This is a genomic window from Roseibium sp. M-1 (genome assembly GCF_054515675.1).
In genome coordinates this window covers 6,196,714-6,223,673 of sequence record NZ_CM137257.1, presented here as the reverse complement: position 1 = coordinate 6,223,673, position 26,960 = coordinate 6,196,714, and the positions used below count along the sequence as shown (strand labels likewise).

Here is a 26,960-nt window from a genome sequence, read left to right as displayed (position 1 = left end):
AGACGGGACTTACGTCCCTCCTCAGGATGAGGTCTTGGAGGAAGATTGGCCTACTGCGCACCCGGCAGAACCAGCGGTGAGCCGACATCCCGGGTCAGAAGATCCTCGATCGAAATCGGCGGATCGAGCGGAGGCAGGTCGCTGCCGGGCTTTGCAGCCGGGACGGAGTTCGACGGCGTCGAGGCGGTTGTCTCCGGCGAGCCAAGAACCGCACGGATGCGTTCGGAAAAAGGCGCGGCCGCAGGTTCGGCTGGAGCAGCGCGCGTCTCGCGCTGCGGCGGCTTTTTGGCTTCCGGCGGTTTGACGGCGCTTTCCTGCTGCGGCTCTGCCGGTGCTTCTCCGCCGGGCTGCTCCTGTTCAAGCTGAAGCCGCTCTTCCTCGGCGGCCCGGGCAGCTTCCGCGGCAAGGCGCACGCGGCGGGCTTCAGCCTCCCGCTGAACCTTCATTTCGCGGATCAGGCGGTCCCGCTCCATGATCTCGGACTGCAGCTTCTCCACCCGCTCGACCTCCTGCTCGAAGGCACGCAGAGTGAGATACGCCGTAAACGGCGCGATATCGACGCGCCGGACAGGCGCATCGACCGGACCTTCGAAGAGCAGCCCGACCTGCGGTTCGGCGCCCGTTACCGCATCCTCGCCCGGATCCACCTTCAGCGAGAAATCCGCGTCCAGAGCGTAGCTGCCGAGATTGACCTCGGCGGAGCCGAAAATCTCCGCCTTTTCGGAATCGACCACCACGTTGCGCGCGCTGAGACGGCCGCCGACCAGGGTCAGGGTTCCGTCAACCCGCTCGAACGGCAAGCTGCCCGCAGCCATGTGACTGACGAAAACATCGCGGATCTTGTCGTCCTGAAGATCCAACCCCGCGTCCACTGCCCGTGTCACCAGCGGGAAGGCCTGCGGATTGAGGCTGCGGAAATCACCTTCCCGCATCGAGAAGGTGCCGCCCCCGTTGAGACCGGCGACAATGGCTGAAATCGACCGCCCGGCGCCTTCGAACTCGAGAAAAAGGTCCAGCGTTCCGGAAGCGACCGCGCGCTCGTCCGGCCGCCAGGCAAGCTGACGCAGATCAGCCTTGTCGAGCTTGATCCGGCCGGAGAGCGCGGCTTCCGCCTCGGTCCTCTTGATCGACAGGCTGCCGGTCAGCGCACCGCCTGCAAAGGCGCCGCTGAGCCCGTCCAGGCGCAATAGTGCAGGTGACAGGCGCAACTCGGCACGCGGATTGGCAATCGCCGTTTCCTCGTCCAGCAGCATCCGGTCAGCCTGGAACTGGAGTGTCAGGTCAACACCTTCCAGAAGCGGCGAGCCGAAGGGGGCGACTGGCCAGATGCTGGAGCCGTCGCCGGCGGAGAACCACTGGTCGGGACCCAGGACAAGTTCCGTCAGGTTGCGCAGATCCGCGTCAGTGACGGAGAGTTCGCCGGAAAAGCGCCGCGTGCGTTCCCCCGGCGCCGGTTCCAGGTCGCCCTCAAGCCGGCCTTCGAAGCCGGTCGTGCCGATTGTGCCGGACGCCTTCGGAACGGCAAGCGCCGTACCGACCCCCTCGATTTCGACGGTGAGGTCGGCCGGTATCCTTCCGCTCATGACCGGCAGAACACGCCCGCCCATCAGCGCCAGCGGCGCCAGATCGTCCGTTTTCGCGGTGACGATGCCCTTATAGTCCGCCTCTTCGCCCTGCTTGAGCGTGAGCGTACCCTTTACCATCAGCCGTGATGCGCCAACACTTGTCTCGGCATCGATTGCGAGCCCTTCCGCGGGAACGCCGGCGGCAGCCAGCGACAGGCGACCGCTTCCGGCGGCCTCCAGCGGAATGACGTCGAGCCCGAGTTGCTTCAAGAGCTTGCCGCCGTCCGGTCCCTGCAAGGCAAGCGCAAGGTCGATATCTGCCTCCTGCCACTGGTCGACCCGGCCCTTCAGATCGGCATCAAGCGACGTATCGACACCACCTGCCGAGCCCTTGAGGCTGAGGGTCATGTCGGTGGCATCGCCCGCCGCGGCGGCCTTCAGCTCCGCATCGAATTTCGCCGGCACCAGGCTGGCCGCTGCCCGTTCCAGCCGCTCGGCAAAGGCAGTGTCCGGGAAAAGGCTGCCTGCAAGTGCAACGAGCCCGGAAAGATCGCGTGCGTCGAGCGTGCCGGAGACGGCCCCTTCCGGCGCGGCGAAAAGGCTCCTGATCTCGCCGGAGACATCGAGCCGCGCCCCGGCGAGGTCTTCGGCAAACAGCCGGTCGATGCGCACACCACCGTCTGAATATTCGGCTTCGAAGGCAAGGCCTTCACCTTCAACGCCCTTGGCGACGACCTGCTTGGCACGCATACGCACGGAAACGTCGAGGCCCGCCGGATCTTCGGCATCCCCGGCAGTTCCCGGTTCGGGGCGGATCAGCGCAGCGAGACCTTCCACCTGGTCGAGGTCGAGCCGGTCGGCGTCGAGACTGAGCGAAAACACCGGATTGCCGCTGTGCGGCTTGCGGTAGGCGAGCCCGCCCCGCGCTTCCGATCCGGCAAGGGTCAGCCGCAGGTTGTCGAGCGCGGCCCCTTCCGGCAACAGGTTCAACCGTCCTTCCAGCGCCACCGGATCGATGGTGCTGGCCCCGGTGTCCTTGTTCTGCCACCAGGAAAGAAGCGCTCCGGGCTGGTCGGAACTGATGGAGACGGCACCGCGATAGGTCAGCGACGGAACGAGCCCGAGATCCCCCTGGGTCGCGACAGTTGTACGCCCCGGCATGCGGCCGGCCAGGCGGGCGACACGCCAGCCGCCGAGCATGGTTTCAAGGTCCAGACGGACATTCTGGATCACGCCGCCACCGGCAACCAGTGCCGGCACGTCCATGGAAATGGCACCATCTATGGCTGGCAGCGGCACTGCGCGCAGGGCCGCGATCAACTGGGAGCCTGCCGCGTTGATATCGACAGGCGCCTGAGGACCGCCGCCAAGCAGACGGTCGAGGTCGACCTGCTTCGCCTTCGCCCTGATCTCGAAGCGCTTGTCGCCCGCATAAACCAGATCCGCGTTGCCGGTCATGCTGAGGCGCCGGTCTTCCGGTCCATAGCGGAACTCGAACTCCGGCACTGCGACCTCGGCGATATCCGCCGAAAAAGCGCCTTCGGCCTGCCAGAGATTGGGATCGTTTTCCTCCAGTGCGACTGAAGCGATGTTGAAGCTGCCTTCGAAGGCAGGTGCCGCGTCGGCTTCCTTCAGCATGCCGTCGAAGGTGAAGTTGACCGGCCGGTTCGTCGGCGTCACCTCCCCCTTGATCCGCAGTCCTGCTTCCTCCTGGGCGCGACCGGTGGCTATGTTCACCGAATAGGGCGCGTTGTCGATCGTCAGGCTGCCCGCAGCCTTGAACGGGCCGGCGAGCGAGCGAGCCGAAACGGAGAAGTTGCCGTTGTCGATCCTGTGGATCTCTCCGGATCTGGCGTCGACGATGGAGAGAGCTCCATCGCGGATGGTAACGTTTTCGAATGTGAGATCTTCCGCCGCCAGCTTGGCAATGGCACCTGAGGAGGTATTGGCGGTCAGCCAGTCGAGACGGCCATCCTCGTCAAGCGACAGGGAAAGATGCGGCCGGTCCAGCTCCATGTCGAGGACCCGGATCTCGCCCTTCAGCAGTGGCGGCAGTTCGACGCGCATGTCGAAGCGCGACACCACGAGCAACGGGTCTTCGGCTTCGCCCACCCGGACATCGGAAAAACTGATCGACGGCGCGGGAAGAAGCCGCAGATCGGCCTCGCCAAGCACGGTGACCTTGTGACCGAGCGCCCGTTCCGCATAGCTTTCGAAAGTGGAGCGGTAAACCGTCCAGTCGATAAAAAACGGCCCCACCAGCGCTGCGACCAGCACCAGAATGACGGTTATTCCCAAAGTGATGTAGACGGAGTTCAGGCTCTGTCTCCTTGTTCTCCAAAGTCACCGGAAACCGTGCCGGAGTGGTGTCGCCGAACACCGCTGTGCCCAAAACACAGCTCCGGCGCCGCCTGCCGCCCTTTTGCAAAACGCGGTCCGGCAGGACAGGTCGAGCTTATTGACCTGATTCGATACAATATCATGACTGCGGCAGGATCTTGCCCGGATTCATAATATTGTCCGGATCGAGCGCCTGCTTGAGCGCCCGCATCACCTCTAGCGCCTCGCCGTGTTCGCGAGCGAGAAACTTCTGTTTGCCCTGGCCGACGCCGTGCTCGCCGGTGCAGGTACCGCCCATGCCGATGGCCCTGATCGCCAGCCGCTCCACAAAGGCTTCCGTCCGGCGTTTTTCATCCGGGTCGTCCACATTGACGAGAACCTGCACATGGAAATTGCCATCGCCGACATGACCGACGATCGGCGCCAGGAACCCTTCCGCCTCGAGATCGCTGGCGGTTGCCACGACACATTCGGCAAGGCGCGAGATCGGCACGCAAACATCGGTCGCCATGATGCTGGAGTCGGGCTTCAGGCCCTTGCCCGCCCAGTAAGCATCGTGCCGCGCAGCCCAGAGCTTTGTCCGCTGTTCCGCTGCAGTTGCCCAGGTAAAGGGTCCGCCGCCGAATTCCTCGGCAATCGACGAAAAGGTCTCCGACTGCTCATGGACACTTGCCTCGGACCCGTGGAACTCCAGGAAGAGCGTCGGCGTTTCGGCAAGCTCAAGCTTGGAATAGGCATTGCAGGCCCGTACCTGCACCGCGTCGAGCAGCTCGATGCGGGCAACCGGAAGTCCCATCTGGATGGTCATGATCACGGCGTTGCAAGCCGATTCCACGTCCGGGAAGGGGCAAACGCCACCGGAAATCGCTTCCGGCTGACCGAAAAGCTTCAAGGTGAGCTCGGTGATGATCCCGAGCGTTCCTTCAGAGCCGACATAAAGCCGCGTTAGGTCATAGCCGGCGGAGGATTTCCGTGCCCGCCCGCCCGTGTGGATGATGCGCCCGTCCGGGGTCACGACCGTGAGCCCCAGAACCGCATCCTTCATGGTGCCGTAGCGCACGGCATTGGTGCCGGAGGCCCGGGTGGCCGCCATGCCACCGATGCTGGCATCGGCCCCCGGATCGATCGGAAAGAACAGCCCGGTGTCACGGATAAAACTGTTGAGCTGCTTGCGGGTGACGCCTGCCTCGACCCGGCAGTCGAGATCCTGGGCATTCACCTCCAGAACCTTGTTCATGCGGGACAAATCGATGGAGACGCCGCCGAAAGGTGCATTCACATGACCTTCCAGCGAGGAGCCCGTGCCGAAAGGAATGATCGGCACTTTCAAGGCAGCACAGATACGCACCACCTCAGCCACCTCCTCCGTCGTTTCAGCGAAAACCACCGCATCGGGCGGCTGGTTCTTCAGCCAGGTGGTGGTGTGGCCATGCTGTTCGCGCAGAGCCAGCGAGGTGGAGCAGCGATCCTTGAACAGGGCTTTCAGCTGTTCCACGGCGGCGGCGATCTCACCAGTTCTCTCAAGGGCTTGCGCCTCGCCGGGCTCGCTTGCCAATTCCGCCATTCCAATTCCTCCAAGATCCGCAGCCTTGGCTGCGATGTCGAAAACCGAATATGTTAGCCCGCGCCCGAAAGGTCAAAGCCTAAACGGGTTTACGCGCCTGGCCGCCGGCAAGTTTAAACGGGGAGAAGTAGGTGACCTGGAAGACGGAGCCTGTCGTAAGCGAAGTGATGACGGTCCTGGATGAATGGATCGACTATAACGGCCACCTCAACATGGCCTATTACAACGTGCTCTTCGACAAGGCGGTGGATCAGGTTTTTGAACGCCTGGGACTTGGACCAGACTATGTCGAAACCCGCGGCGGGTCGTTCTTCACCGCCGAGGCGCATGTCTGCTACCTGCGGGAACTCGGTGCAGGCATGAAGGTAACCGTCACCTTGCAGCTTGTCGATCTTGACGCCAAGCGTGCCCATTTCTACCAGGAACTGCGCCATGCGGAGGAGGGCTGGCTGTCGGCGACCTCCGAACAGCTGAGCCTGCATGTCGATATGAACAGCCGCAAGGTCGCGCCCTGGCCGGAGGATATCTTCGCCAACCTCTCCGCGCTGCAGAAGGCGCATTCCGGCCTTCCCCGGCCGGCACGCGCCGGAAGGCAGATCGGCATCCGCAGGAAAAGCTGAATTCCACTGTTTTCACGCTCGCGGAAGCAAAAGGTCGTGAATAGGCGCTCACGAGGCGCTGCAGCCCTGTTCATTCGCTCCGACTCGGGCACAATGATGAATATCTTTGAATTCTTGCTCCCGGCCGCCCGTTCTGATGCGCAAAATCCTGGAAACAGCCGCTCAGCTTCCCGAAATCCTTGTCAGTTGGATAACACCTAACCTTCGCCAGTTCAGGTCGAGCCGGCTGCCGCTGATCTGGGTGCTCTCCCTTTTGGTCGGTGCCCTCGTTGCCCTGGCGGCCATCGCCTTCCGTACCGCGATTGGTCTCTTTCAATGGCCATGGCTGCAGACCGTTACCGAGCGGACCTGGCAAGCCGCTACGGAGCAGCCCTGGTGGGTCATCCTCCTGGCACCGGCAGCCGGCGGACTTATTGTGGGCTGGATCCTGCAAAGATTTCACCCGCAGCAGCGGGCTGGCGGTGTCGCCGACGTTATCGAGGCGCGTGCCCATGGTGGCCGCGGCCTGCCGCTCAAGGCCGGTCTATGGTCCGCCCTCGTGACGACCATCTCGCTCGGCAGCGGTGCCAGCGCGGGCCGTGAAGGCCCCGTGGTCCATCTGGGGGCGACGCTCGGCACCGCGGTCTGCAACTATTTCAGGCTGCCTGATGCGGGAAGGCGCATTCTTCTAGCTGGCGCGGTTGCCAGTGGCGTTTCCGCCTCGTTCAATGCCCCCATTGCCGGTGTGCTTTTTGCTCATGAGGTTATCCTCGGCCACTACGCCGTTTCGGCCTTCGTGCCGATCGTGCTGGCTTCGGTGATGGGAACGTTGTTGTCCCGGCTGTGGTTCGGCGATGTTGCCGCCTTCGAGATCCCGCAATACGAAATCACCTCCTATCTGGAAATCCCTGCCTTTGCCCTCCTGGGGCTGACATGTGCCGCCGTTGCGATCATTTTCCAGTTCGCCCTGATCGGCACCGACTGGACAGCACGCAACATCACCATGCCGCTCTGGCTGCGGCCGGTCATCGGCGGCCTCGCCGTCGGCGCTCTCGGTGTGTTCTTTCCAGGTATCCTGGGCGTCGGCTATGAGGCAACCGATCTGGCCCTGAAACACTCGCTGCCCATTACCACGCTGTTGACATTGCTGGTGGTCAAGACCGCGGCAACGGCAATCACCCTGGCCTCGCGCTTCGGTGGCGGCATTTTCTCGCCATCGCTCTATCTTGGCGCCATGACCGGAGGGGCGTTCGGCCTGATTGCCGCCTCGGTCTTTCCCGAAATGGCCTCAAGCCATGGCCTCTACGCCATTCTCGGCATGGGCGCGGTAGCTGCCGCAGTGCTCGGAGCGCCGTTCTCCACCACGGTGATCGTATTCGAGCTCACAGGCGGCTATGCGCTGTCGATAGCACTTCTTCTGGCTGTCTCCATCGCCACGGGCCTGACACAGGCCGTTCACGGCAAGTCCTATTTCCACTGGCAGCTCGGCATGCGCGGATGCTTCGTCAACGAGGGTGTGCACCAGTTCCTGAGCGAAACGGTCAAGGTGCGCGATTTCATGGACCCGCCGCCGGAGGCAGAAGAAGAACGGGCCTTCAACCCCGGCGAGGACGGGCCTTATCTCCACGACACGGATTCGCTGGAAAGTGCACTGAAGAGCTTCGATTCCTGCGGCAAGGCCGCCTTGCCCGTCGTTGCGCGCGGCGACGCCAGCAAAATCATCGGCATTGCCCGCCACGTTCGGGGCCTGCGTTATTTCAACGCCGCCCTGATCAAGGCGACGAAGGAAGAGCACAACTAGGGTGCAGGACCCTGGAGGCCGCTCAGAACTTTGACGGCTCCGTTGCCAGAACCTTGCCCGCATAACGGTGAGAGTTCGGGCGCCCCTTGATTTTCGTATCGAGGTCCTTGCCGGCAACGTAGAGCCGCGACTGCCGGCCCCGCAGGCCCGGCAGATTGAAAAGATCGAGCCCGGTCCAGGGCAGGAAGGGATTGCGGCGCAGGGACCCGTAGATGCCCACACGGACCGAAGGACGTTCGCTGGCGGCACGGGCATGAAAGCCGTGTGTATCGGCAACGATCAGCGTATTGCCCGGAACGGCAAAGCGCCTGGGCTGCGGATAGTTGAGGCGCCCGAGGTTGGTAGCGGCCAGGCGGAACGAGCCGCGCGCATGCAGCTTGTTCTTGTCCGTCGCCGCCGTCAGGCTCTGTTCCCGCTCCCAGGCGACCCGTTCCGGCGTCATTCGGTGCGAACCGGGAATATAGGTAAACGGCCCGTCGGCATCATCGATGTCATAGAGGAAGAACCAGGCCTTGGCTGTCGGATGGAACGTGTCGGAATGGAAGGCGGTCTGCGGGTCTGCCCTCTTTGTTTTTTCCGGATTCGTCATGACGATGTGGAGATAGACCAGCGGATCGCCATTGGTCGACCCGACATAGCGCAGTCCGTTCTGGAAGGGCTTGCTCCAGACCAAGGCCTTCAGAAAGGGCAAATCCTTCAGGACATTTGGCGGTAGCGGGATGAACCGCGTTACCGCGTTGCCCTGGCGCATGTCCCAGGCATTAAACGGAGTTGTCTCGATTTCCTGCCGGATGCCGGCAAGGTCTTCGGAAGACAGCAGGTCGCGTGTCTGAATGTAGCCGTCGCGGGCATAGGCGGCCCTGTCCTCAGAAGAGACCAGATGCTCCAGGCGCCGCCTCCTTGTGTCCGCCATGCGCTCTGCCAGAAGGATTCGCCTGACGTGCAGACCGGCTTCGTTCAGGCGGCGGCTGCCGATCAGCGGATTGTCGCAGAATGATTTGGCCCCTGTTGCGAGCGCCGCCGCAAAGAGGGGCATTTTCAGAATGTCCGCGGCACGCATCAGGACCTCGCACAGGCGGTTCAAATCAATAGATGAAAAGGAAGCCAGCCGAAACCGGCTCCGCTTATTCCTAGATTGCTTTCGTCGCTTCTTCCAGCCAGATCCGCTCGCGCTCGCCGACCAGCGGACCGATCTTTTCCCGCACCCTTGCGTGGTACTGGTTCAGCCATTCCCGCTCGGCCGCCGTCAGCAGGGACGGCTCGACCAGCCTCAGGTCCATCGGCACCAGGGTAATGGTCTCGAAACCCAGCATCGGCCGCTCGCCGCCCGGAAGGTCCCTGGCAGGCGTGACCACCTCCAGGTTCTCGATCCGGATGCCGTATTCGCCGGTCGGATAATAGCCCGGTTCGTTGGAAAGGATCATGCCGGGTTTCAGAGGCTGCGTCCCCGTCTTGGCAATCCGCTGCGGACCCTCGTGCACACTGAGATAGGCACCGACGCCGTGGCCAGTGCCGTGATCGAAATCCAGCCCTGCCTTCCACAGATCGATCCGCGCCAGCGTATCGAGCTGTGCGCCCGTCGTGCCTTCCGGAAACTTTGCCGTCGAGATCGCGATATGGCCTTTCAACACCAGCGTATAATGCTTCTTCATTTCAGCGCTCATCTCGCCGACGGCGAGCGTGCGGGTGATGTCGGTCGTGCCGTCCTCATACTGAGCGCCGCTGTCGATCAGGAAAGGCCTGCCGACGGGAATTTTCAGGTTGCTGGAGCGGCTGACGCGGTAGTGGCAGATCGCCCCGTTGGACCCTGCGCCTGAAATCGTGTCGAAGGAAATATCCTTCAGAACGCCGGTTCCCCGCCGGAATTCCTCCAGCTTCTCCGCCGCACCGATTTCGTCGAGTTCTCCCTTGGGCGCGACTTCGTCGAACCAGCAGAGGAATGCCACATAGACGGCCGCATCCCGAATATGGGCAGCGCGCGCACCGTTCAGCTCCGTCCCGTTCTTCACCGCCTTCGGCAACAGCACCGGGTCCTGAGCCTCGATCAGGGAACCGCCTGAAGAGGTGATCGCCTCTGCAATGCCGATGCCCGCAAGGGCAGGATCGATCATGACCTTCGCACCGGCTTTGCCAAAGGCTTCGAGACCAGCCTTGAAGTCGCAGGGTTCGCTCAAATCGGTCAGGTCCGACAGCGCATCACGCACGGAATTGGAAAGCTTGCGGCCATCGATATAGATCGCCGGTTTGCCGCTTGCAGGCACAGTTGCAAAGGAGAGCGGCAAGGGCGTGTGGGAGACGTCCGATCCGCGGATATTGAAAAGCCATGCAATGGAATCGGGCTGAGTCAGCACGCAGGCATCCGCCTTCTTGGCAGCAAGCGCCGACTGGATCTCGGTGATCTTGTCCTGCGCCGCCCTTCCCGCCAGTTCGACCGGATAAAGCGACACCTGACCCACCGGCGGTTCCGGACGGTCTTCCCAGACGCTGTCGACCGGATTGTCTTCAAGCGTCACCAGCTCAGCACCGGCCTCCGCGCAGATCTCCCGCAGGCGCCGGACTTCGCGCACCGTGTGCAGCATCGCATCGATGCCGAGCTTGTGGCCCGGCTGCAAACGTGCAGCCAGCCAATCGGTCACCGGTTCGCTGATGAGGTGCTGCGCCGGGAAGACGTCCATGTCGACCTGGTCGCGCACCTGAATGGTGTAGCGGCCGTCGACAAAGATCGCAGCCTCATCGCCCAGAACAGCTGCCACGCCGGCCGACCCGGTGAACCCGGTCAGCCACTGCAGACGGCAGTCATGCGGCGGCACATATTCGCCCTGGTGGGCGTCGGCGCGCGGGATCAGGAAGCCGTCAAGGCCGCGGCGGGAGAGTTCGGCCCGTAGAAGCGCTGCATGCGGCGCCCCGCAGGAAGGATCGCTGAGATCGTCGAAGGTCTGGAACATGGGCCGAACGGTAGTTTGGCGGCCTCTCGGGATCAAGCCGGATAATGATTTCGAATCAGACTGTTCGGTAAAAAGATTTTCCTCAGATTTTGCAATGCAGCAATTTAATTCGCATATGCGAAGAGCGCAGGGCAGTCATGCACTTAAGGGTCTACCTGACGCAAACGGGAAGGCGCATATAGGGGTCACACAAGAACAAGACGTTTCTCCCTAGGGAAGCTCTGAAACTTCAAATGGGAATGATCACGATGACCATGAAAACGACCACGTCCACCCGCGCCGGCGGCAGCTTCATGCGCCGCGCTTTCGATCGCATGATCGAAGCCCGCTCCATCCAGGCCCGCCGTTATGTCAACGGTTACCTGCTGTCGCTTGATGATGCGACCCTGGCAGCTCACGGCTACGACCGCGAGAAACTGGAACGCGAAGGCACCTCCACCACCGCGTTCTAAGGATCGCAGGACGGTTTTCTGAAGAAAGCACTGTGCACATTGAAAGGACCCGCCGGGAAATCGGCGGGTCCTTTTGCTTTCAGCAAGGCTGATCCGATGGGTCGGTTGCGGTTACACCCCATCCTGAAGAGCCGCCTGGCGGCGTCTCGAAGGATGAGGTGCATTGCATTGCTCACCTGCAGTGGAAAGATCAGCTGAAACTCACGCCTGCTTGCGGCCGCGCACCAGTGTCAATGTCAGCCAGCCGTCTTTCTCGCCGCGCCGGTCCAGAACAAAGCCCTGGCAGCCATAGGCAAAGAGAATGCGCGGGCCGTCCTCGACCCGAAGGCCGGAGAGCACCAGTGTTGCCGTCGGGGTCATGCGCTCACCGATGGATTTGGCCATTTTCATCAGGGGCCGCGCCAGGATGTTGGCGATCACCAGATCGAAGGGACCGTAGAGCCTGAACCGGCGGTCCTCGATGCCGTTGGCGGTGAAGCCACTCACGAGATGCCCTGCACCGTTGAGACGGGCGTTTTCCATCGCGGTGCGCGTTGCGACCGGATCGATATCCGTCGCAAGGACCGGCTGGCGTGCCCTCAAGGCCGCGGCGATCGCCAGGACGCCCGTGCCGGTACCCAGATCCAGGATGCTGTAATATTCTCGCATGGAAAGCAGCCGGTCGATTTCTTCCAGACAACCGGCCGTCGTGCCGTGATGACCGGTGCCGAAGGCCAGTGCCGCCTCGATCTCGATGCCAATGGCGCCGCCCGGCACCTTGCCGCGATCGTGGCTGCCGTGAATGACGAACCGGCCGGCCTTGACCGGCTTCAGACCTTCCAGGCTTTTTTCCACCCAGTTGATGTCCGGCAGTTCCTCGGCATCCATCGGCGCGGCAAAGGCGTCCGACCCGACCCGGTCGCGAACGGCTGCAGCAGCTTCTTCCGGCTCCATGTCGAACATCAGGATTTCGGCCGCCCAGGTCCGGCCGTCCGCTGACGCCTCGTAAATGGCAACCGGATTGCCGTCGTCCTCGAAGGCCCTTTCCAGAATGTCGGAAATCCGCTTGGCTTCCAGTTCTTCGGCCGTGATCCGCACCCGGATGGTTTTCATCGCCGCTTGTGCCTGTCATTGTTGGGGTCAAGGCGGCGGTATAGCGGGAAGACGGCGGCCTTGCCAGTCAGAAACCGGCGGATCGGCCCATCGGACTGGGCAAAACCCGGTTCCGCTCCATTTCTGTCAGGAAGTGGAAGGATGAGAGACATGACGGTTTGCAACACTTCGCATTTCCGGGTGGTCTTAGCCGGGCTGGCAGCAGCACTATTCTGGTGCTTGCTGGCCATGACAGTGCCCGCCGAGGCAACCCCTGAGCAGGACAATCTCTTCGAAGCCTTGAAGAACGCAACCAATGAGGAAGAAGCGAGCAAGATCGAGGACGCGATCTGGCGTTCCTGGCTGGATCAGGCGCCGACCCCGGAAATCCGCCAGAAAGTCGACAGCGCCATGCGCAAGCGTGGTTCCTACGACTTTGCAGGCGCCAAGGAACTGCTCGACGACGTCGTGAGCGAAGCACCGGACTATTCGGAGGGCTGGAACCAGCGTGCCTTCATCCTGTTCCTGCAGGGAAACTACGAAGATAGCCTGGTCGATATCGAAAAGGCGCTGGCCCTCGAACCCCGCCACTTCGGCGCCCTGTCGGGCCGGGCGATCATCTTCATGACGCTCGGGCGGGTGCAGCTCGGCCAGGAAGCCTTGAAGGAGGCGATCGAAATCCATCCCTTCCTGAAAGAACGGGACATGCTGATCAAGCCGCAGGGCGTGGATCTTTAGGCCCAGCCGACGGGAAAATCAGTCGAACGGTAAGACCGCCACCTTCTGTCTCCAGCAATGCGAGCGTGCCGGCTGCGGCCTCGACGATCGACTTTGCGATGGCAAGCCCCAGTCCGAAGCCTGTGCCTTCCCTGATCCGGCGTGCGGCATCGCCGCGTTCGAACGGCTCGAGCAGCCGCGCACGATCCTCCGCCACAATTCCCGGGCCTTGGTCGATGACATCGATGACGACCCGGTCGCCGACCCTATAGGCCCGGATTTCCGCACCGGACGCATAGTTGTTGGCGTTGTCGATCAGGTTGGAGAGTGCCCGGCCCAGTTCGCCGCCTCGAACCATCACCGACAATTTGCCTTCGAAGGACAGCGGCACCGGCTGTCCGGTGTCCTCATACTGGTCGGTCAGCGACTGCAGGAAACTCGGCACGTCGATCCGCTGTACTGGCTCGGAACTCGCCCCGTCACGCAGAAATATCAGCGCCGAGTCGACCTGTTGCTCCATCAATTGCAGATCCTTGAGGCTTCGCTCGCGGATATCGGTGTCTTCAAGCAGATCGAGGCGCAGCCGAAGCCGCGTCAGCGGTGTCCTGAGGTCATGGCTGATCGCCGCCAGCATGCGGGTTCGTTTTTCAACAAACTCGTTGATCCGAAGCTGCATGCGGTTGAAGGCCTGTGCGGCAGCGCGCACTTCGCGCGGTCCATGCTCACGCACCGGAACCGGTCTTGTGGAGCCCTCGCCAAACCGGCTCGCGGAAGCCGCCAGATCCGCCATCGGGCCCGACACCCCGCGGGCAGCCCAGATCATCAGGCCGCAAAAGCTCAACGCGACAAATCCGAAGAATAACAGGAAGGGGCCGGCGGGCGCCGGTGGAGGTGGCGCTCGCGTTCCCCATTCGGCTGCCAGAAGCGCGCCATCCTGGAGCCGAATGATAACAAGCGGCGGCTGGTCGCCGCCGCGCTCCCGAGGCGAGACCACATGCTCGATGCGCATGCCGAGCAGCGTTTCCCCCGTCTGGAAAGGGCCGAACCGCTTGCCGTCGGTGGTGCCCCCGTAAGCGGCCAGCGCGTCCTCGCCGACGAACTCGAACATTATCTCGGGAAGCTCCTCTCGGAGCGCTTTGAGAACGGCATGGCGTTGCTCAACCGGCGTCTCGTTCAGCTTCCCGATGGCGACACTGATGAAGTGACTGTGCATGATCGCAGGGTTGCGATCGGCTCGCTCCTTCAGGAGAGAGAACATTGTGGTGCTGAGCGCGACCATGAAGAGACCGGACAGCGCGAGCAGCACCAGGATCTGGGTGAGCAACCGATCCGGCCACAGCCGCTCAAGCAGGCGCTTCATCGCGCGTCACCGGAGCCACGAATTCATAGCCCCCTGCCCTGACCGTGCGGATGAAGGGATAAGGCGCACCACCGGCTTCGAACTTGCCCCGCAAGCGGCTGACCAGAATGTCGATGTTGCGGCCATTGGTGGCGCCGAACTGGCCCTGGGTAAGATCGATCAGCTGTTCCCGGCTGAGCACATGGCCGCCGCGTTCGGCAAGTGCCTCCAGCAGATTGAATTCGGCCGGCGTCAGGGAAATCAGTGCACCATCCGCATTGTGCAGCACACGCAACCGGCAATCCATCCGCCAGCTCTCGAAACTCAGGCACCCCCGGATGGCTGCCGGTGCCGCACTGCCAAGTTCGATGCGGCGGAACAGCGCCCGCACCCGGGCAATCAACTCACGCGGATTGAAGGGCTTGGGTACGTAGTCGTCCGCACCGACCTCCAGCCCGACCACCCTGTCGATATCCTCGTTCTTGGCCGAGACGATGATGATCGGCACCGCGCTCGATGCCCTGAGACGGCGGCAGATGCTGATACCGTCTTCGCCGGGAAGCATCAGGTCCAGCAGGATGAGGTCGACCCGGTTGCTGGCAAGCAGGCGATCCATCTCGGCACCGCTGCGCGCCAGCGTCACCTTGAAATCGCTGGCGACAAGGTGCCGCTTGATGAGCAGTCCGATCTCGGAATCGTCTTCCACGACCAGGATATGAGACGGTCTTTGCATGAGAAAACCTTATGCCTGATCGGCCGGAACTTTCACCCCGTTTCTGACCGATGCCTACTGGAAAATTGTTTCCCTGCATTTCCCGTAAAACCCAAGGAAACAAGCCGAAACCAGCGCCCTCCGGCCGTTAAGGCCTCGTTAACCATTCGGGCCGCAGGGTGCAAAAAGTCAAGGCAAACTGCCGTTTTTCAGGAGTTGAACAGATGCAGATAAGTTCAATGCCCATGATGCCGCCGGGGGGCTCTCCACGAGACCAGGTGGTCAGTAATCTCAAGTCGCAGGTCGAGGCGGGAGAAATCACCACCGAAGACCAGGACGCCATGCTGGAGGCCCTGGATGCGATCCATGCCGAACGCATGGAGGCCGGCCCCCCGCCTCCGGGAAGCGCTCCTCCTTCGCAGGAGGACATGCAGGCAAACTTCGAATCCCTGCTGTCAGACCAGATCGAAGCGGGCACGATCGACCAGGACCAGGCAGACAGGCTTCTGGAAATGTTCGAGGACGGCGAGCTTGGCGGCCCGCCTGCCGGTGGCCCTCCCCCGCTCCAAGGTGAAAGCGCTGGCGGCAGTTCCGTGGAGGACCTGATGAATTCCATCCTTGCGCAGCTGCAAAGCGGATCGAACTACGACGACAGCGGCGACCAGTCCTCGTCGTCAATTGCCTCCTTCCTGGCCGACTTCAGGGTCTGAAGCCCGGCGATACCCAAATCGCCTGGACGCCACTTTCCCTGTCAAACCAGGCGAGGCTTCCGGAACCTGTTCTCGCGCCCACATACCGGCGATTGCATGCCTCTTCCGGAAGACCGGCCGGCCACCTTCGGGTGGCCGGTTTGGTTTTGGGCGTCCGAATTTGGGCCGTATTCGCAATCGGCTTTTCAAACAAGTCAATCGGTGTCACCCCGGCCGAGCGTAGCGAAGAACCGGGACCCACTCGCAAATCCCCTTGGCAAAACCTTAGGATATCTGAAAGGTCTTTTTTCCCGTCAAATTGCTCTGGAAACGAGTAGGCCCCGGGTCTCGCGGTGCTCGCCCGGGGTGACGCTGAGCGAAGGAGCACTACTCAGAAGATGAGAGCCGGCCGGGACGGCAGCCGAAGGTCAATGCTTCTCGACGAAACTGTCGATGACCTTCTTCAAACCCGCCTTCTCGAAATCGATGGTCAGCTTGTTGCCCTCGATCGACTTGATGGCGCCATAGCCGAATTTCAGGTGGAACACCCGCTCGCCGACAGAATAGGCAGACGGCGTGTCGCTGACGGATTTGGCGATGAGTTCGCCTTCGATGGTCAGCGGACCCTGGCGCTTTTGCCGTGCGGACTGATAGCCACGACCGCTGTCCGAGAACCCGCTTGAGGATTGTTTGGCCCTTTGCGCCCGCTGCCAGCCCGGGGTGGAATAGCTGCCTGTGTCGAAAGGATCGCGGCTGTCGAAGCGCGAGGGACCGTAGCCGCCTCCGCCATAACCGCCATAACGGGACGAAGCTTCGGCGATTTCGACATGATCCGGTGGCAGCTCGTCCAAAAAGCGGGACGGCACGGTCGACTGCCAGAGGCCGTGGATGCGGCGGTTGGAGGCGAAATAGAGCTTGGCACGCTTCTTGGCCCGGGTGATGCCGACATAGGCAAGGCGGCGCTCTTCTTCCAGGCCAGCCCGGCCGCTTTCGTCGAGCGCACGCTGGTGGGGGAAGAGCCCCTCCTCCCAGCCCGGCAGGAAGACCGTGTCGAATTCCAGCCCCTTGGCCGAATGCAGCGTCATGATGGAGACCGCATCGGTGGCATCGGCGCTGTCCCGGTCCATGACGAGAGCGATATGTTCCAGGAAGCCAGCCATGGATTCGAACTCCTCCATGGACCGGATCAGTTCCTTCAGGTTGTCGAGCCGCCCCGGCGCTTCCGCCGAGCGATCCATCCGCCACATTTCCGTGTAACCGCTTTCGTCTAGGATGATCTCGGCAAGCTCGGTATGCTTGATCTGCTCAAGCTGACGCCGCCAGCGCTCGAAATTGTCGAGAACGGTTTTCAGCGCATTGCGGGGTTTCGGCTTCAGTTCTTCCGTGTCGATAAGCTGTGAGGCTGCCTGCATCAGCGGAATGCGTTCCGCCCTTGCAACGGAATGCACGAGCTTCATCGTCGCATCGCCAAGACCGCGCTTCGGCGTGTTGACGATGCGCTCGAAGGCAAGGTCGTCGGCCGGCTGCACGGTGCAGCGGAAATAGGCCATGGCATCGCGGATTTCCATGCGCTCGTAGAAGCGCGGACCGCCGATGACCCGGTAATTGAGACCAAGCGTGACGAACCGGTCTTCAAACTCGCGCATCTGGAAGGACGCACGCACCAGCACCGCCATCTCGTTGAGCGCATGTCCCTTCGTCTGCAGCGCCTCGATCTCATCGCCGATGGTGCGGGCTTCCTCTTCAGAATCCCATACGGAAGCGACCGACACCAGATCGTGGTCCGGTTCCTCGAAATCCGTGAACAGCGTCTTGCCGAGCCGCCCTTCGTTGAAGGCGATCAGATGCGAGGCAGCGGCCAGGATATGGCTGGTCGAGCGGTAATTGCGCTCCAGACGGATGACGACGGCGCCCTTGAAGTCATGCTCGAAGCGCAGGATGTTGTCGACCTCCGCCCCGCGCCAGCCATAGATCGACTGGTCGTCGTCGCCGACGCAACAGACATTCGGATTGCCCTGCGCAAGCAGACGCAGCCACAGATACTGGGCAATGTTGGTGTCCTGATACTCGTCCACCAGCATGTAGCGGAAGCGGCGCTGATAGTCCTTCAGCACGTCCGGCTGGGCTTTAAACAGCGTGATCACATGAAGCAGAAGGTCGCCGAAATCGGCTGCGTTCAGGATCGACAGGCGCTCCTGGTATTCCTGGTAGAGCTTGCGGCCCTTGCCGTTGGCAAAGGCGCGCGCCTCGCCTTCCGGGATGTCCTTCGGCCCAAGTGCCCGGTTCTTCCAGCCGTCGAGCATCCCGGCAAATGCCTTCGCCGTCCAGCGCTTGTCGTCAAGGCCTTCGGCCTGGATGATCTGCTTGATCAGGCGGATCTGGTCACCGGTGTCGAGGATCGAGAAGGACGACTTCAGCCCGACCAGCTCGGCATGTTTGCGCAGGATCTTGACGCAGATGGAGTGGAACGTGCCGAGCCAGGCCATTCCTTCCACATTGCCACCGACAAAACCGGCAATGCGCTCCTTCATCTCGCGCGCGGCCTTGTTGGTGAAGGTAACGGCGAGGATTTCCGACGGACGCGCCAGCCCGCTTGCCAGAATATGCGCGATACGGGTGGTCAGCACGCGGGTCTTGCCCGTACCGGCTCCCGCCAGCACCAGAAGGGGTCCCTCGGTGGTCTCGACAGCGAGCCGCTGTTCAGGGTTCAGACCGGTCAGATAGTCCGGCGCCCGCCGCGCCGCCATGGCCCTTGCGGCAATCCCCCCCTGCGGCCGCACCGGAGCAGGCGCGGGCTCGGCCCGCGTTCCGATCGGCTGAAAGGGATCGTCAAATGGATCGTCGTACCCGTCCGGGTCGGTCATGGTTTACTGGTCCGGTCTCAAGCGCTTGTTTTGAGAACAATATAGCAACAAAGCGGCGCTGACGAGGCGGGATTGGCCGATTTCGTGGGGAAAATATTGCTGTTTTCCAGCCACTACAGAGTCATTCCGGCCTGAGGCAGCCAAGCCCCGGCAGCGCGGCGCTGAGAACACCCTGCACGCCGGCGATGTCTGCAGCATCGTCCTGGCGTGTCCCGATGCGTCCGTCTGGGCGTACCCACATGGCGCAGCGCTCGATCACGCCGAGGCGGTTATGAGCTTTCAACTCGAGATCGGTCAGGAGGATTGTCTGATCATAGCCGAGGACGGTACGCGCCGCGGCCCCCTCGACACTTCTGGCAAGGACACGGAGCGACAGGCGATCCCCCGACGATTGGCATAGCGCGATTGCCGACCTGACCAACCGTTCCGCTTCCAGGCCGCCATCACCGATAAACAGAAGAAGGGTTTGCGCGACGCCGGCAAGCTGACTGCTCAGGTAACAAGATTGTCCGTCCGCCCGGGAAACACGGACATCGGTCGGCAGCAACTCACCGGGTCCCGGACCGAACTCCGGTGCGGTGCCGGAGACTGCCACGCTTTCGGCATAGGTTCCCAGAACGGCCTCATAGCCCGTACCGCCGTTTTGCAGGTAGTGCGACAGCTTGACCGCAAATTTCCGGAACGCTCTGGATCGTTCTGCCGGGTTGGCAATTGAAAACAGGTCGTCGTTGCCCTGGCTGAGATCAATCGCCGCCCGCGCAGCCGGGCGCCGTTCACTTTCATAGGTGTCGAGCAGAGCTTCACCCGCGTCGCCCCTGACGGCGGCGGCCAGCTTCCAGCCCAGATTGAGCGCATCCTGAATACCGCTGTTCATTCCGATCCCACCGCTTGGCGACATGGCATGGGCAGCGTCGCCCGCAAGAAAAATGCGTCCCTCGCGAAACCTGTCCGCCAGTTTAGCCACGCTTCGGAATGCCGTGTCGTTCAGCGCAGGTCCGAAACGCACGGAAGGCAGATGCGCGCGGAAGAAATCCCTGATCCGGCCCCAGCTGTCCGGGCTCGGGTCCGCCGACAACGAATAGATCCGGAAGACTTCCCTGGTCCGGTATGCCGCGACAAGGAGGGAATCGAAAAACAGCATCCCCTGCGTGTCCTTGTAGGGCCAACCGTCGATCTGGACGTCCAGGACATGCCAGTTCAGCGAACGCTCATGTCCTTCAAAGCCAATCCCCGCTCCCTGCCTTAAGGTGCTGTGAACGCCGTCGCAGGCGGCCAGCCAACCTGCTTCAACAGTTTCTTCGCGACCGGCCCGGTTCCTGAGCGTCGCCTCAATCCCGTTTTCCGACTGTGCGAACCCCGTCAGATCGAGCCCCCGTTCCACGACGACGCCGAGTGCTTCCAGCCGGGCCGTCAACAGCGGCACCAGCTTGTCCTCACCGAGGTTCATATGCCACGGCCAGCGCTCGCTTGGTGATGTGGCGGTTGCCAGGATCCGGCCTTCAAAGGAATAGGACATCGCTTCGACCGGAACGCCTTCGTTGAGCAGCTGTTCAAGAAGACCCATACGCTCCGCGGCAATCAATGTGGACGGCTTCAAAACGAAGGCGCGCGGATTGCTCGGAGGAACCGGATCCCGATCGATCACACGGATCTCGATGCCCCGGCGGGCGAGCTCAATGCCAAGGGCAAGGCCGGTCGGTCCGGCACCACAAATCAGAACATCGGTCAATCCTGGCCTCCAGCTTCGCCCCTTTGCCGAAATGCGCGTTCAATGGCGATGTCCTGAAAGGATCTTACGCCCCCACCAAATCGAACCAATCATCTTCGGAAATCACCTCGATCTCCAGTTCCTGAGCCTTTTTCAGCTTCGACCCCGCCCCGGGGCCGGCCACGACCAGATCCGTCTTCTTGGAGACGGAACCAGCCACCTTGGCGCCGAAACGTTCGGCCATGGCCTTCGCCTCATCGCGGGTCATGCGTTCCAGAGAGCCTGTGAACACCACCGTCTTGCCGGCGACGGGCGAACCGGAAGCATCGATCTTTTCTGCATCCCTCGGAGTGACCTGTTGAAGCAGCGCGTCAAGCTGATCAAGATTGTGCTGTTCGGCGAAGAACTCGGCCAGCGCCTCGGCGACGATGTGGCCGATGCCGTCGATGTCGTTGAGCTCGGTCCACGCCTCTCCCTGGGGGTCGTGCGCCGCTTTCATGGCCGCGTAGAAGGCCTCCCAGGCACCATAGGCGCGGGCCAGCAGTTTGGCGTTGCCCTCGCCCACATGGCGGATGCCGAGGGCGAAGATGAAGCGGTGGAGGTCGATCTGGCGGCGGGCGTCGATGGCCTCGAAGAGGTTCTTGGCAGAAACCGCCCCCCAGCCCTCGCGGTTGCGCAGCTTGGTGAGCGAGCGCTTGTCACGTTCCTCCAGCGTGAAGATATCGGCCGGGGCCATCACCATGCCGTCCCTGTAGAAGGCGTCGACCTGCTTGTCGCCGAAGCCCTCTATGTCGAAGGCATTGCGGGAGACGAAGTGCTTCAGCTTCTCGGTCGCCTGCGCCGGGCAGATCAGCCCGCCCGTGCATCGGCGTATGGCATCGACCCGCCCGGTCTTCTCGTTTTCCTCGCGCACGGCATGGCTGCCGCAAGCGGGACAGACGGTCGGGAACTCATACGGCCGGGCGCCGGTGGGACGTTTTTCCAGGTCGATATCGACGATTTGCGGGATAACGTCGCCGGCGCGCTGGATCTTGACCGTATCGCCGACGCGCAGGTCCTTGCCGCCACGGATCGGTTCCCCGTCCTGGCCGATGCCCTTGATATAGTCCTCGTTGTGCAGCGTCGCGTTGGAGACGACGACACCGCCGACCGTAATCGGCTCGAGCTTGGCAACCGGCGTCAGCGCCCCGGTGCGGCCGACCTGGATCTCGATGTCGTTGAGGATCGTAAAGGCCTGCTCGGCCGGAAATTTGTGCGCGATCGCCCAGCGGGGAGATCTGGAGACGAACCCGAGCCGCTCCTGCAGGTCGAGCCGGTCGACCTTGTAGACGACGCCGTCGATATCGTAGCCGAGCTGGGCGCGGCTTTCCTCGATGCCGTGATAGACGCCGAGCAGTTCTTCCACGCTCTCGCAGCGCTGCATCAGCGGATTGATCTGGAACCCCCACGCTTCCAGCTGTTTCACCATGCCGAACTGGGTGTCCTGCGGCATCGCACTCATCTCGCCCCAGGCATAGGCGAAGAAACGCAGTGGCCTGGAGGCGGTGATTTCAGATTTGAGCTGGCGCAGGGAACCGGCTGCGGCATTGCGCGGATTGGCGAAGATCTTGCCGCCATTGGCCGCCATGCGCTCGTTCAACGCCTGGAAATCCTTGTGCGCCATGTAGACCTCGCCGCGCACCTCGACGACATCGGGCACCTCGCCTGACAGCTTTGCCGGAATGTCTCTAATGGTCCTGGCGTTCTCCGTGACGTTTTCACCCGTCGTGCCGTCGCCGCGGGTCGCGGCATAGACAAGAGTGCCGTCCTCGTAGCGCAGCGACAGCGAGAGGCCGTCGATCTTCGGCTCGGCGGTCACCGCCAATGCGCCCATCAATGGATCGAATTTGAGGAACCGCCGCACCCGGCCGACAAAGTCGCGCACATCGTCATCGGCAAAGGCATTGTCCAGAGACAGCATCGGCACCCGGTGGGTGATCTTGCCGAAACCGGAAGCCGGAGCCGCGCCAACCTGGTTGGACGGGCTTTCCTCCAGAATGAGATTCGGAAACCGTGCCTCGATTTCCGCGTTGCGCCGGCGCAGGGCATCGTAATCGGCATCGGAGATCGTCGGCGCATCTTCCTGGTGATAGCGCCGGTCGTGCTCGGCGATTTCCGCTGCCAGGCGCTTGAGTTCTGCCTGCGCTTCCTCCTGGGTGAGGCTGGCAATATCGGTCGAGGCTGCGGAAATGTCGGTCATGGTGTCTTCACGAAATGAAACGGCGGGCTGAGCCGGATTGAATACCGGTTCGAACCGGATAGCGGAACCAAATCAAGTGCTCAAGCGTTCATAGCACATCCCGGCGGCTTTCATGACGCTGGAACGTATGAGACTTTCAGGAGACCAAAATGGCCTATCAGGATCGTGAAACGCACTATGTCGAAAAGTCATCCGGCAGCAGTGCCGGCTGGTTCATCGCCGGTGGCCTGGTCGTCGCGTTGATCGCAGGCGGCCTGCTCTATTCAAACGGCTATTTCACCCAGGACGACAATGTCAGCATCGAATTGAAGGTGCCTGACGTGAACCTTGAAAAGGCGCCGGCCCCGCTGGTTCCGGAACCCGGCAACTGATACTGGCCACAGGTCCAGACCAAAAGGGTGGAGTGCCGAGGGCGCTCCACCTTTTTGCAGTTTGAAGAGAGATTATTCCGCCGCCGTCAAAAGCCTGCGCGCAGCAGCCCTTGCTTCCTCGGTAATGACGCTGCCCGCAAGCATCCGCGCGATTTCCTCGCTGCGGTGATCCTCGTCGATACGCTGGACGCGGGTGGCAACGCGGTCTTTTTTCGTCGCCTCCTTGGCGATCAGGAAGTGACCTTCCGCCCGGGCCGCCACTTGCGGCGCATGGGTGACGGTGAGCACCTGGACGCTGCCCGCTAGCCGGGAAAGACGCAGGCCGATGGCTTCGGCCACGGCTCCTCCGACCCCGGTGTCGATTTCATCGAAAACCAGCGTCGGCGCCGAGCCCTTGTCGGCAAGCGACACCTTCAAGGCCAGCAGGAAACGGGAGAGTTCGCCGCCGGAGGCAACCTTCATCATCGGTCCCGGCCTGGTGCCCGGGTTCGTCTGCACGTGGAATTCCAGCTGGTCGATGCCGGAGCGGCTTCGGCTTTCCGGATCGCTCTGAAGCTCGACGATGAACTTCGCCCGCTCCAGCTTCAGATCCGGCAGTTCCGCTTCGACCGCCTTTTCCAGCGCCTTTGCCGTTTTGCGGCGTTTGTCGGAGAGGATTGCGGCCCTGCGGTCATAGTCTGCGCGCGCCTTTGCTGCCGCCGAAACGAGGGCGGCAAGCTTGTCTTCTCCGGCATCGAGATCGGCAAGGTCGCCGCTCATGTTGGCGCAAAGCGCGGCAAGGTCATCAACCGGCACGGAATATTTCCGCGAGGCGGCGCGCAGGGCAAACAGGCGCTCCTCGACGGTTTCCAGTTCGCGCGGATCGTATTCGGTCTGGCGCAGAGCACTTTCCAGTCCGCCGCGGGTTTCTTCAAGGAGGTCCAGGGCCTCAGCCAGGCTGCGCACCGGTTGGCCAAGAAGAGCCGGAACCTGATCGGCCTTGCGTTCCAGGCGGCGCAGAAGACTGGCAAGTTCGGGGATCGGCGATGTGGAGCCGTTGAGGGTCTCGAAGGCTTCGTTGAGATCGCCCGCAATCTTTTCCACCGCCATCATGTCGGTCCGGCGCGCGGCAAGCTGCTCTTCTTCGCCGGCCTGCGGCTTCAGCTGCGACAGTTCGTCGACGGCGGCGCGCAGGAAATCCGCCTCGTTGCGGGCCGCCTCGATGCGCCGCTCGTGATCGCTCACGGCCTTCTCGGCCGCCTTGTAGGCCGAATAAGCCTGGGCGATGGCCTCGGCCTCCGGCGTCAGTCCGCCGAAGACGTCGATCAGCGCCCGGTGGCTTTCCGGATCGACGAGAGCACGGTCGTCGTGCTGGCCATGGATTTCCACCAGCAAAGCGCCGGCCTGGCGCAGGAGACCGGCACTGACCGGCTGGTCGTTGACAAACGCCCGTGTGCGGCCATCCGACGTCTGGATACGGCGCAGGATGATGTCGCCGTCGTCGTCGACATCGTTTTCTTTCAGGAAAGCACGGACCGGGTGATCGGCCGCAACATCGAAGACGGCGGTCACCTGTCCCTGAGCCTCGCCGTGCCGGACGAGATCCGCATCGCCGCGGGCGCCAAGCGCCAGGGAAAGAGAGTCCAGAAGAATGGATTTGCCCGCCCCGGTTTCGCCGGTCAGAACCGACATTCCGGAAGCAAATTCAAGGTCAAGACGGTCGATCAGAACGATGTCACGGATAGACAGCGCGACCAGCATGCAGGCAAGCTCCTTAAAGTTCGGCGCGGCCCACAATATAGGAGGAGCGAACCGTCTTGAAAGGGCCTGTTTCGGCCGTCCACCTCATATTTGCAAGGCCGGGCGAACGGCCGGACCGTCAGGCGCGCTTGAACGCGCGGCTGATCCAGCTGCCCCGGTCTTCGGACGGCGAATAGCCGCCTTTGTTCAGGAGCGAGAAGGCATCCTTGTACCACTGGCTGTCCGGATAGTTGTGACCGAGAACCGCTGCCGCGGTCTGGGCTTCGTTGACGACGCCGAGCGCATAGTAGGCTTCCGTCAGACGGAATAGGGCTTCTTCCACGTGGCGGGTCGTCTGAAAGTCGATCACGACGGTCTTGAAGCGATTGATGCCGGCGACATAATTGCGCCGTTCCAGATAGTAGCGGCCAACCTGCATCTCCTTGCCGCCAAGCTGATCATGCACGATACGCAGTTTCTGCTCCGCATCCGGCACGTATTCGCTTTCCGGGTAGCGCTGGATCAACTCGTTGAAAGCCCCTGCGGCCTTGCGCGTCACGGCCTGGTCGCGGGTGATGTCCGGCATTTGGCGGAAATAGGACTGGCCGGCCAGATAGAGCATGTAGGCACTGTCTTCGTCGCCCGGATAAAGCGTCACGAAGCGCTTTGCCGCCGTCACCGTTTCGGTGTACTTGCCGCGCGAGTAGTTCAGGAACGCCAGGTTGACCAGGGATTTCTTGGAATATTCCGAATAGGGATAAAGCTTGTCGAGTTCCTCGAACTTTTCGGTCGAGTCGCGCAACTTGCCTTGCGCGCGAAGGGCCAGCCCTTCGTTGAACAGAACTTCCGGCGGAGTGTCGTTCAGGGCGAAATCGTCCAGATCGTCCTTCTTGCTGCAGGCACCAAGAGCAAGCGGCACGGCCAGAACGGCAAGCATCAGAAGGTTCTTCATACGGTGGGTTCTGCTTGTTTCAGAACCGGTATCCATTCCGTTCACGCCTATACTCCCGGACCTTGCGGCCCATCAGGCCGACATCCGGCGGCCTCTTAATTTTTTCGACAGGAGTGTTTAGCGGATATCACCGGTCCCCGTCACGTCTTCATGCGCCATCTGCCGGTTTTTTTGAGCAATTTTATGGCAACGAGGTCAAAAGAAGGCCGATTTCCGCCGAAACAAAACGGCCGCCTGAGGCGGCGGCCAGATGCGGAGAATATCAGGAAACGTCCGGCCCGAAAGCTGCCGCAGCGGCAAGTCCGCCCTTGTCGACCTGGCCAACCTGACGGAAGGCCGGGGATTCGACAATTTCAAAGGAGCTCGGATCTTCGAACAGCTTCACCAGGATCGCATGGTTCATCTTGTGACCGCCCTTGTAGGAACGGTAGAGACCCAGGATCGGCAGGCCGGCAAGAGCCAGATCGCCAACCGCATCGAGCGCCTTGTGGCGGGCGAATTCATCCGGCCAGCGGGTGCCTTCCGGATTGAGAACCTTGTCTTCTGAAATCGCCACGGAGTTTTCCAGCGAAGAGCCGAGTGCAAAACCCATCTTCCAAAGCTGCTCGACATCCTTCACATAGCCGAAGGTGCGGGCGCGGGAGAGTTCATCGCGGAACACAGACGGGGTAATTTCCGAGTCGAATTTCTGACGGCCGATAAGCGGCGTGTCGAAATCGATGGTGATGTCGAACCGGGTGCCGTTGTAGGGGTGCAGCTCGCACCAGGCCGACCCGGTGTCGACGCGCACCGGCTTCTTGACCTTCAGATAGCGGCGACCGCGATCCAGGCGCTTCAGGCCGACCTGCTCGATTGCTTCCACGAACGGCGCGCTGCTGCCGTCCATCACCGGCATTTCCGGTCCGTCGATCTCTACGATCAAGTTGTCGACGCCCATGCCGAATAGGGCCGCCATCAGGTGCTCGACCGTGGCAACGCCTTCTTTGGAGGGATCGCCGAGTACGGTGCAGAGCGCCGTTGCCGACACCTTGTTCCAGAGAGCTGGGACTTCTGCGCTATTTTCCTGGTCGGTCCGGGTGAACACAATCCCCACACCAGCTTCGGCGGGTACAAGGGTGATCGAGGCGGGTTTGCCCGAATGGACGCCGATACCGGTCAGGGTTACCTGATCGGCCAGAGTCGTCTGTCGGTCAACATGTGCGGTCATAACCCCTGCCCTTCCGGATTCCTACCGCTAAAAGCCCGGGATTTGCCCAAGTTTGGATACGGACTTTTAACGATCTCACGTTGGCTGGGAACATAGTCCTGTTACC

19 protein-coding genes are annotated in these 26,960 nt (G+C 62.1%); 6 read left to right on the top strand and 13 right to left on the bottom strand.

The window, feature by feature from the left end; all coding sequences use genetic code 11:
* Positions 1-50 precede the first annotated feature (50 nt).
* Positions 51-3,863, bottom strand: a complete 3,813-nt coding sequence (locus tag ACX3M4_RS27955; RefSeq protein WP_459356198.1) for an AsmA family protein — start codon at positions 3,861-3,863, stop codon at positions 51-53.
* Between the two features lie 181 nt (positions 3,864-4,044).
* Entirely contained in the window at positions 4,045-5,469 is a 1,425-nt protein-coding gene (locus ACX3M4_RS27950) for an FAD-binding oxidoreductase (RefSeq protein WP_459356197.1), read from the bottom strand.
* 167 nt (positions 5,470-5,636) lie between these two features.
* Here ACX3M4_RS27950 and ACX3M4_RS27945 point away from each other — a divergent pair, with 167 nt between their 5' ends.
* Together ACX3M4_RS27945 and ACX3M4_RS27940 are read left to right on the top strand one after the other, a co-directional pair.
* Positions 5,637-6,089 carry a thioesterase family protein gene (locus ACX3M4_RS27945; RefSeq protein WP_459359513.1) on the top strand — a complete coding sequence of 151 codons (453 nt, stop codon included), beginning with the start codon at positions 5,637-5,639 and terminating at the stop codon, positions 6,087-6,089.
* 136 nt (positions 6,090-6,225) lie between these two features.
* Positions 6,226-7,869 (top strand): chloride channel protein, encoded by a 1,644-nt coding sequence (locus tag ACX3M4_RS27940; RefSeq protein ID WP_459356196.1) that lies wholly within the window; start codon positions 6,226-6,228, stop codon positions 7,867-7,869.
* Positions 7,870-7,891: 22 nt separating this feature from the next.
* Here ACX3M4_RS27940 and ACX3M4_RS27935 read toward each other — a convergent pair whose 3' ends face one another.
* Both ACX3M4_RS27935 and ACX3M4_RS27930 read right to left on the bottom strand, forming a co-directional pair.
* Positions 7,892-8,929, bottom strand: coding sequence for a phytanoyl-CoA dioxygenase family protein (locus ACX3M4_RS27935; protein WP_459356195.1), 1,038 nt, complete (start codon positions 8,927-8,929; stop codon positions 7,892-7,894).
* A gap of 70 nt (positions 8,930-8,999) precedes the next feature.
* Entirely contained in the window at positions 9,000-10,814 is a 1,815-nt protein-coding gene (locus ACX3M4_RS27930; protein WP_459356194.1) for an aminopeptidase P family protein, read from the bottom strand.
* Between the two features lie 248 nt (positions 10,815-11,062).
* Here ACX3M4_RS27930 and ACX3M4_RS27925 point away from each other — a divergent pair, with 248 nt between their 5' ends.
* On the top strand, positions 11,063-11,266 hold the full coding sequence (locus tag ACX3M4_RS27925) for a hypothetical protein (RefSeq protein ID WP_459356193.1): 204 nt from the start codon (positions 11,063-11,065) through the stop codon (positions 11,264-11,266).
* Between the two features lie 201 nt (positions 11,267-11,467).
* On the opposite strand, the gene ACX3M4_RS27920 is transcribed toward ACX3M4_RS27925, so the two are convergent.
* Complete coding sequence (locus ACX3M4_RS27920; RefSeq protein ID WP_459356192.1) at positions 11,468-12,358, bottom strand: 50S ribosomal protein L11 methyltransferase; 891 nt, start codon at positions 12,356-12,358, stop codon at positions 11,468-11,470.
* 150 nt (positions 12,359-12,508) lie between these two features.
* On the opposite strand from ACX3M4_RS27920, the gene ACX3M4_RS27915 reads away from it, so the two are divergent.
* Complete coding sequence (locus ACX3M4_RS27915; RefSeq protein WP_459356191.1) at positions 12,509-13,075, top strand: tetratricopeptide repeat protein; 567 nt, start codon at positions 12,509-12,511, stop codon at positions 13,073-13,075.
* Here the strand turns inward: ACX3M4_RS27915 and ACX3M4_RS27910 are convergent.
* Both ACX3M4_RS27910 and ACX3M4_RS27905 read right to left on the bottom strand, forming a co-directional pair.
* Positions 13,050-14,414: a HAMP domain-containing sensor histidine kinase gene (locus ACX3M4_RS27910; RefSeq protein WP_459356190.1), complete on the bottom strand. Its 1,365-nt coding sequence runs from the start codon at positions 14,412-14,414 to the stop codon at positions 13,050-13,052. The genes ACX3M4_RS27915 and ACX3M4_RS27910 overlap by 26 nt on opposite strands.
* Complete coding sequence (locus tag ACX3M4_RS27905; RefSeq protein ID WP_459356189.1) at positions 14,398-15,126, bottom strand: response regulator; 729 nt, start codon at positions 15,124-15,126, stop codon at positions 14,398-14,400. Before ACX3M4_RS27905 ends, ACX3M4_RS27910 begins: the two co-directional genes overlap by 17 nt.
* Positions 15,127-15,329: 203 nt before the next feature.
* Here ACX3M4_RS27905 and ACX3M4_RS27900 point away from each other — a divergent pair, with 203 nt between their 5' ends.
* Positions 15,330-15,815 carry a hypothetical protein gene (locus ACX3M4_RS27900; protein WP_459356188.1) on the top strand — a complete coding sequence of 162 codons (486 nt, stop codon included), beginning with the start codon at positions 15,330-15,332 and terminating at the stop codon, positions 15,813-15,815.
* 407 nt (positions 15,816-16,222) lie between these two features.
* Here ACX3M4_RS27900 and ACX3M4_RS27895 read toward each other — a convergent pair whose 3' ends face one another.
* The 3 genes from ACX3M4_RS27895 to ligA form a co-directional block, all read right to left on the bottom strand.
* The gene (locus tag ACX3M4_RS27895) at positions 16,223-18,658 is read right to left on the bottom strand and encodes an ATP-dependent helicase (RefSeq protein WP_459356187.1); all 2,436 of its coding nucleotides are present in this window, start codon (positions 18,656-18,658) and stop codon (positions 16,223-16,225) included.
* 121 nt (positions 18,659-18,779) lie between these two features.
* The gene (locus ACX3M4_RS27890; RefSeq protein WP_459356186.1) at positions 18,780-20,387 is read right to left on the bottom strand and encodes an FAD-dependent monooxygenase; all 1,608 of its coding nucleotides are present in this window, start codon (positions 20,385-20,387) and stop codon (positions 18,780-18,782) included.
* 64 nt (positions 20,388-20,451) lie between these two features.
* Positions 20,452-22,605, bottom strand: coding sequence for an NAD-dependent DNA ligase LigA (gene ligA, locus ACX3M4_RS27885; protein ID WP_459356185.1), 2,154 nt, complete (start codon positions 22,603-22,605; stop codon positions 20,452-20,454).
* Positions 22,606-22,754: 149 nt separating this feature from the next.
* Between ligA and ACX3M4_RS27880 the strand changes: the two genes are divergently transcribed.
* On the top strand, positions 22,755-22,976 hold the full coding sequence (locus ACX3M4_RS27880) for a hypothetical protein (RefSeq protein WP_459356184.1): 222 nt from the start codon (positions 22,755-22,757) through the stop codon (positions 22,974-22,976).
* A gap of 72 nt (positions 22,977-23,048) precedes the next feature.
* On the opposite strand, the gene recN is transcribed toward ACX3M4_RS27880, so the two are convergent.
* The 3 genes from recN to lpxC all read right to left on the bottom strand — a co-directional run bounded on the left by recN (position 23,049) and on the right by lpxC (position 26,854).
* A complete protein-coding gene (gene recN, locus ACX3M4_RS27875) occupies positions 23,049-24,716 on the bottom strand; it encodes a DNA repair protein RecN (RefSeq protein WP_459356183.1) in 1,668 nt (555 codons plus the stop codon).
* A gap of 118 nt (positions 24,717-24,834) precedes the next feature.
* Positions 24,835-25,647, bottom strand: a complete 813-nt coding sequence (locus tag ACX3M4_RS27870) for an outer membrane protein assembly factor BamD (protein ID WP_459356182.1) — start codon at positions 25,645-25,647, stop codon at positions 24,835-24,837.
* Between the two features lie 262 nt (positions 25,648-25,909).
* Positions 25,910-26,854 (bottom strand): UDP-3-O-acyl-N-acetylglucosamine deacetylase, encoded by a 945-nt coding sequence (gene lpxC, locus ACX3M4_RS27865; RefSeq protein WP_459356181.1) that lies wholly within the window; start codon positions 26,852-26,854, stop codon positions 25,910-25,912.
* Positions 26,855-26,960 lie beyond the last annotated feature (106 nt).

Bases quoted from the DNA above. Each gene is read 5' to 3' on its own strand.
- ACX3M4_RS27910 (WP_459356190.1), bottom strand. From the start codon at position 14,414: ATGAAGCGCCTGCTTGAGCGGCTGTGGCCGGATCGGTTGCTCACCCAG.
- ACX3M4_RS27945 (WP_459359513.1), top strand. From the start codon at position 5,637: ATGACGGTCCTGGATGAATGGATCGACTATAACGGCCACCTCAACATG.
- ligA (WP_459356185.1), bottom strand. From the start codon at position 22,605: ATGACCGACATTTCCGCAGCCTCGACCGATATTGCCAGCCTCACCCAG.
- ACX3M4_RS27930 (WP_459356194.1), bottom strand. From the start codon at position 10,814: ATGTTCCAGACCTTCGACGATCTCAGCGATCCTTCCTGCGGGGCGCCG.
- ACX3M4_RS27870 (WP_459356182.1), bottom strand. From the start codon at position 25,647: ATGAAGAACCTTCTGATGCTTGCCGTTCTGGCCGTGCCGCTTGCTCTT.
- ACX3M4_RS27940 (WP_459356196.1), top strand. From the start codon at position 6,226: ATGCGCAAAATCCTGGAAACAGCCGCTCAGCTTCCCGAAATCCTTGTC.
- lpxC (WP_459356181.1), bottom strand. From the start codon at position 26,854: ATGACCGCACATGTTGACCGACAGACGACTCTGGCCGATCAGGTAACC.
- ACX3M4_RS27935 (WP_459356195.1), bottom strand. From the start codon at position 8,929: ATGCGTGCCGCGGACATTCTGAAAATGCCCCTCTTTGCGGCGGCGCTC.
- ACX3M4_RS27915 (WP_459356191.1), top strand. From the start codon at position 12,509: ATGACGGTTTGCAACACTTCGCATTTCCGGGTGGTCTTAGCCGGGCTG.
- ACX3M4_RS27920 (WP_459356192.1), bottom strand. From the start codon at position 12,358: ATGAAAACCATCCGGGTGCGGATCACGGCCGAAGAACTGGAAGCCAAG.
- ACX3M4_RS27900 (WP_459356188.1), top strand. From the start codon at position 15,330: ATGCAGATAAGTTCAATGCCCATGATGCCGCCGGGGGGCTCTCCACGA.
- recN (WP_459356183.1), bottom strand. From the start codon at position 24,716: ATGCTGGTCGCGCTGTCTATCCGTGACATCGTTCTGATCGACCGTCTT.
- ACX3M4_RS27880 (WP_459356184.1), top strand. From the start codon at position 22,755: ATGGCCTATCAGGATCGTGAAACGCACTATGTCGAAAAGTCATCCGGC.
- ACX3M4_RS27950 (WP_459356197.1), bottom strand. From the start codon at position 5,469: ATGGCGGAATTGGCAAGCGAGCCCGGCGAGGCGCAAGCCCTTGAGAGA.
- ACX3M4_RS27905 (WP_459356189.1), bottom strand. From the start codon at position 15,126: ATGCAAAGACCGTCTCATATCCTGGTCGTGGAAGACGATTCCGAGATC.
- ACX3M4_RS27925 (WP_459356193.1), top strand. From the start codon at position 11,063: ATGACCATGAAAACGACCACGTCCACCCGCGCCGGCGGCAGCTTCATG.
- ACX3M4_RS27895 (WP_459356187.1), bottom strand. From the start codon at position 18,658: ATGACCGACCCGGACGGGTACGACGATCCATTTGACGATCCCTTTCAG.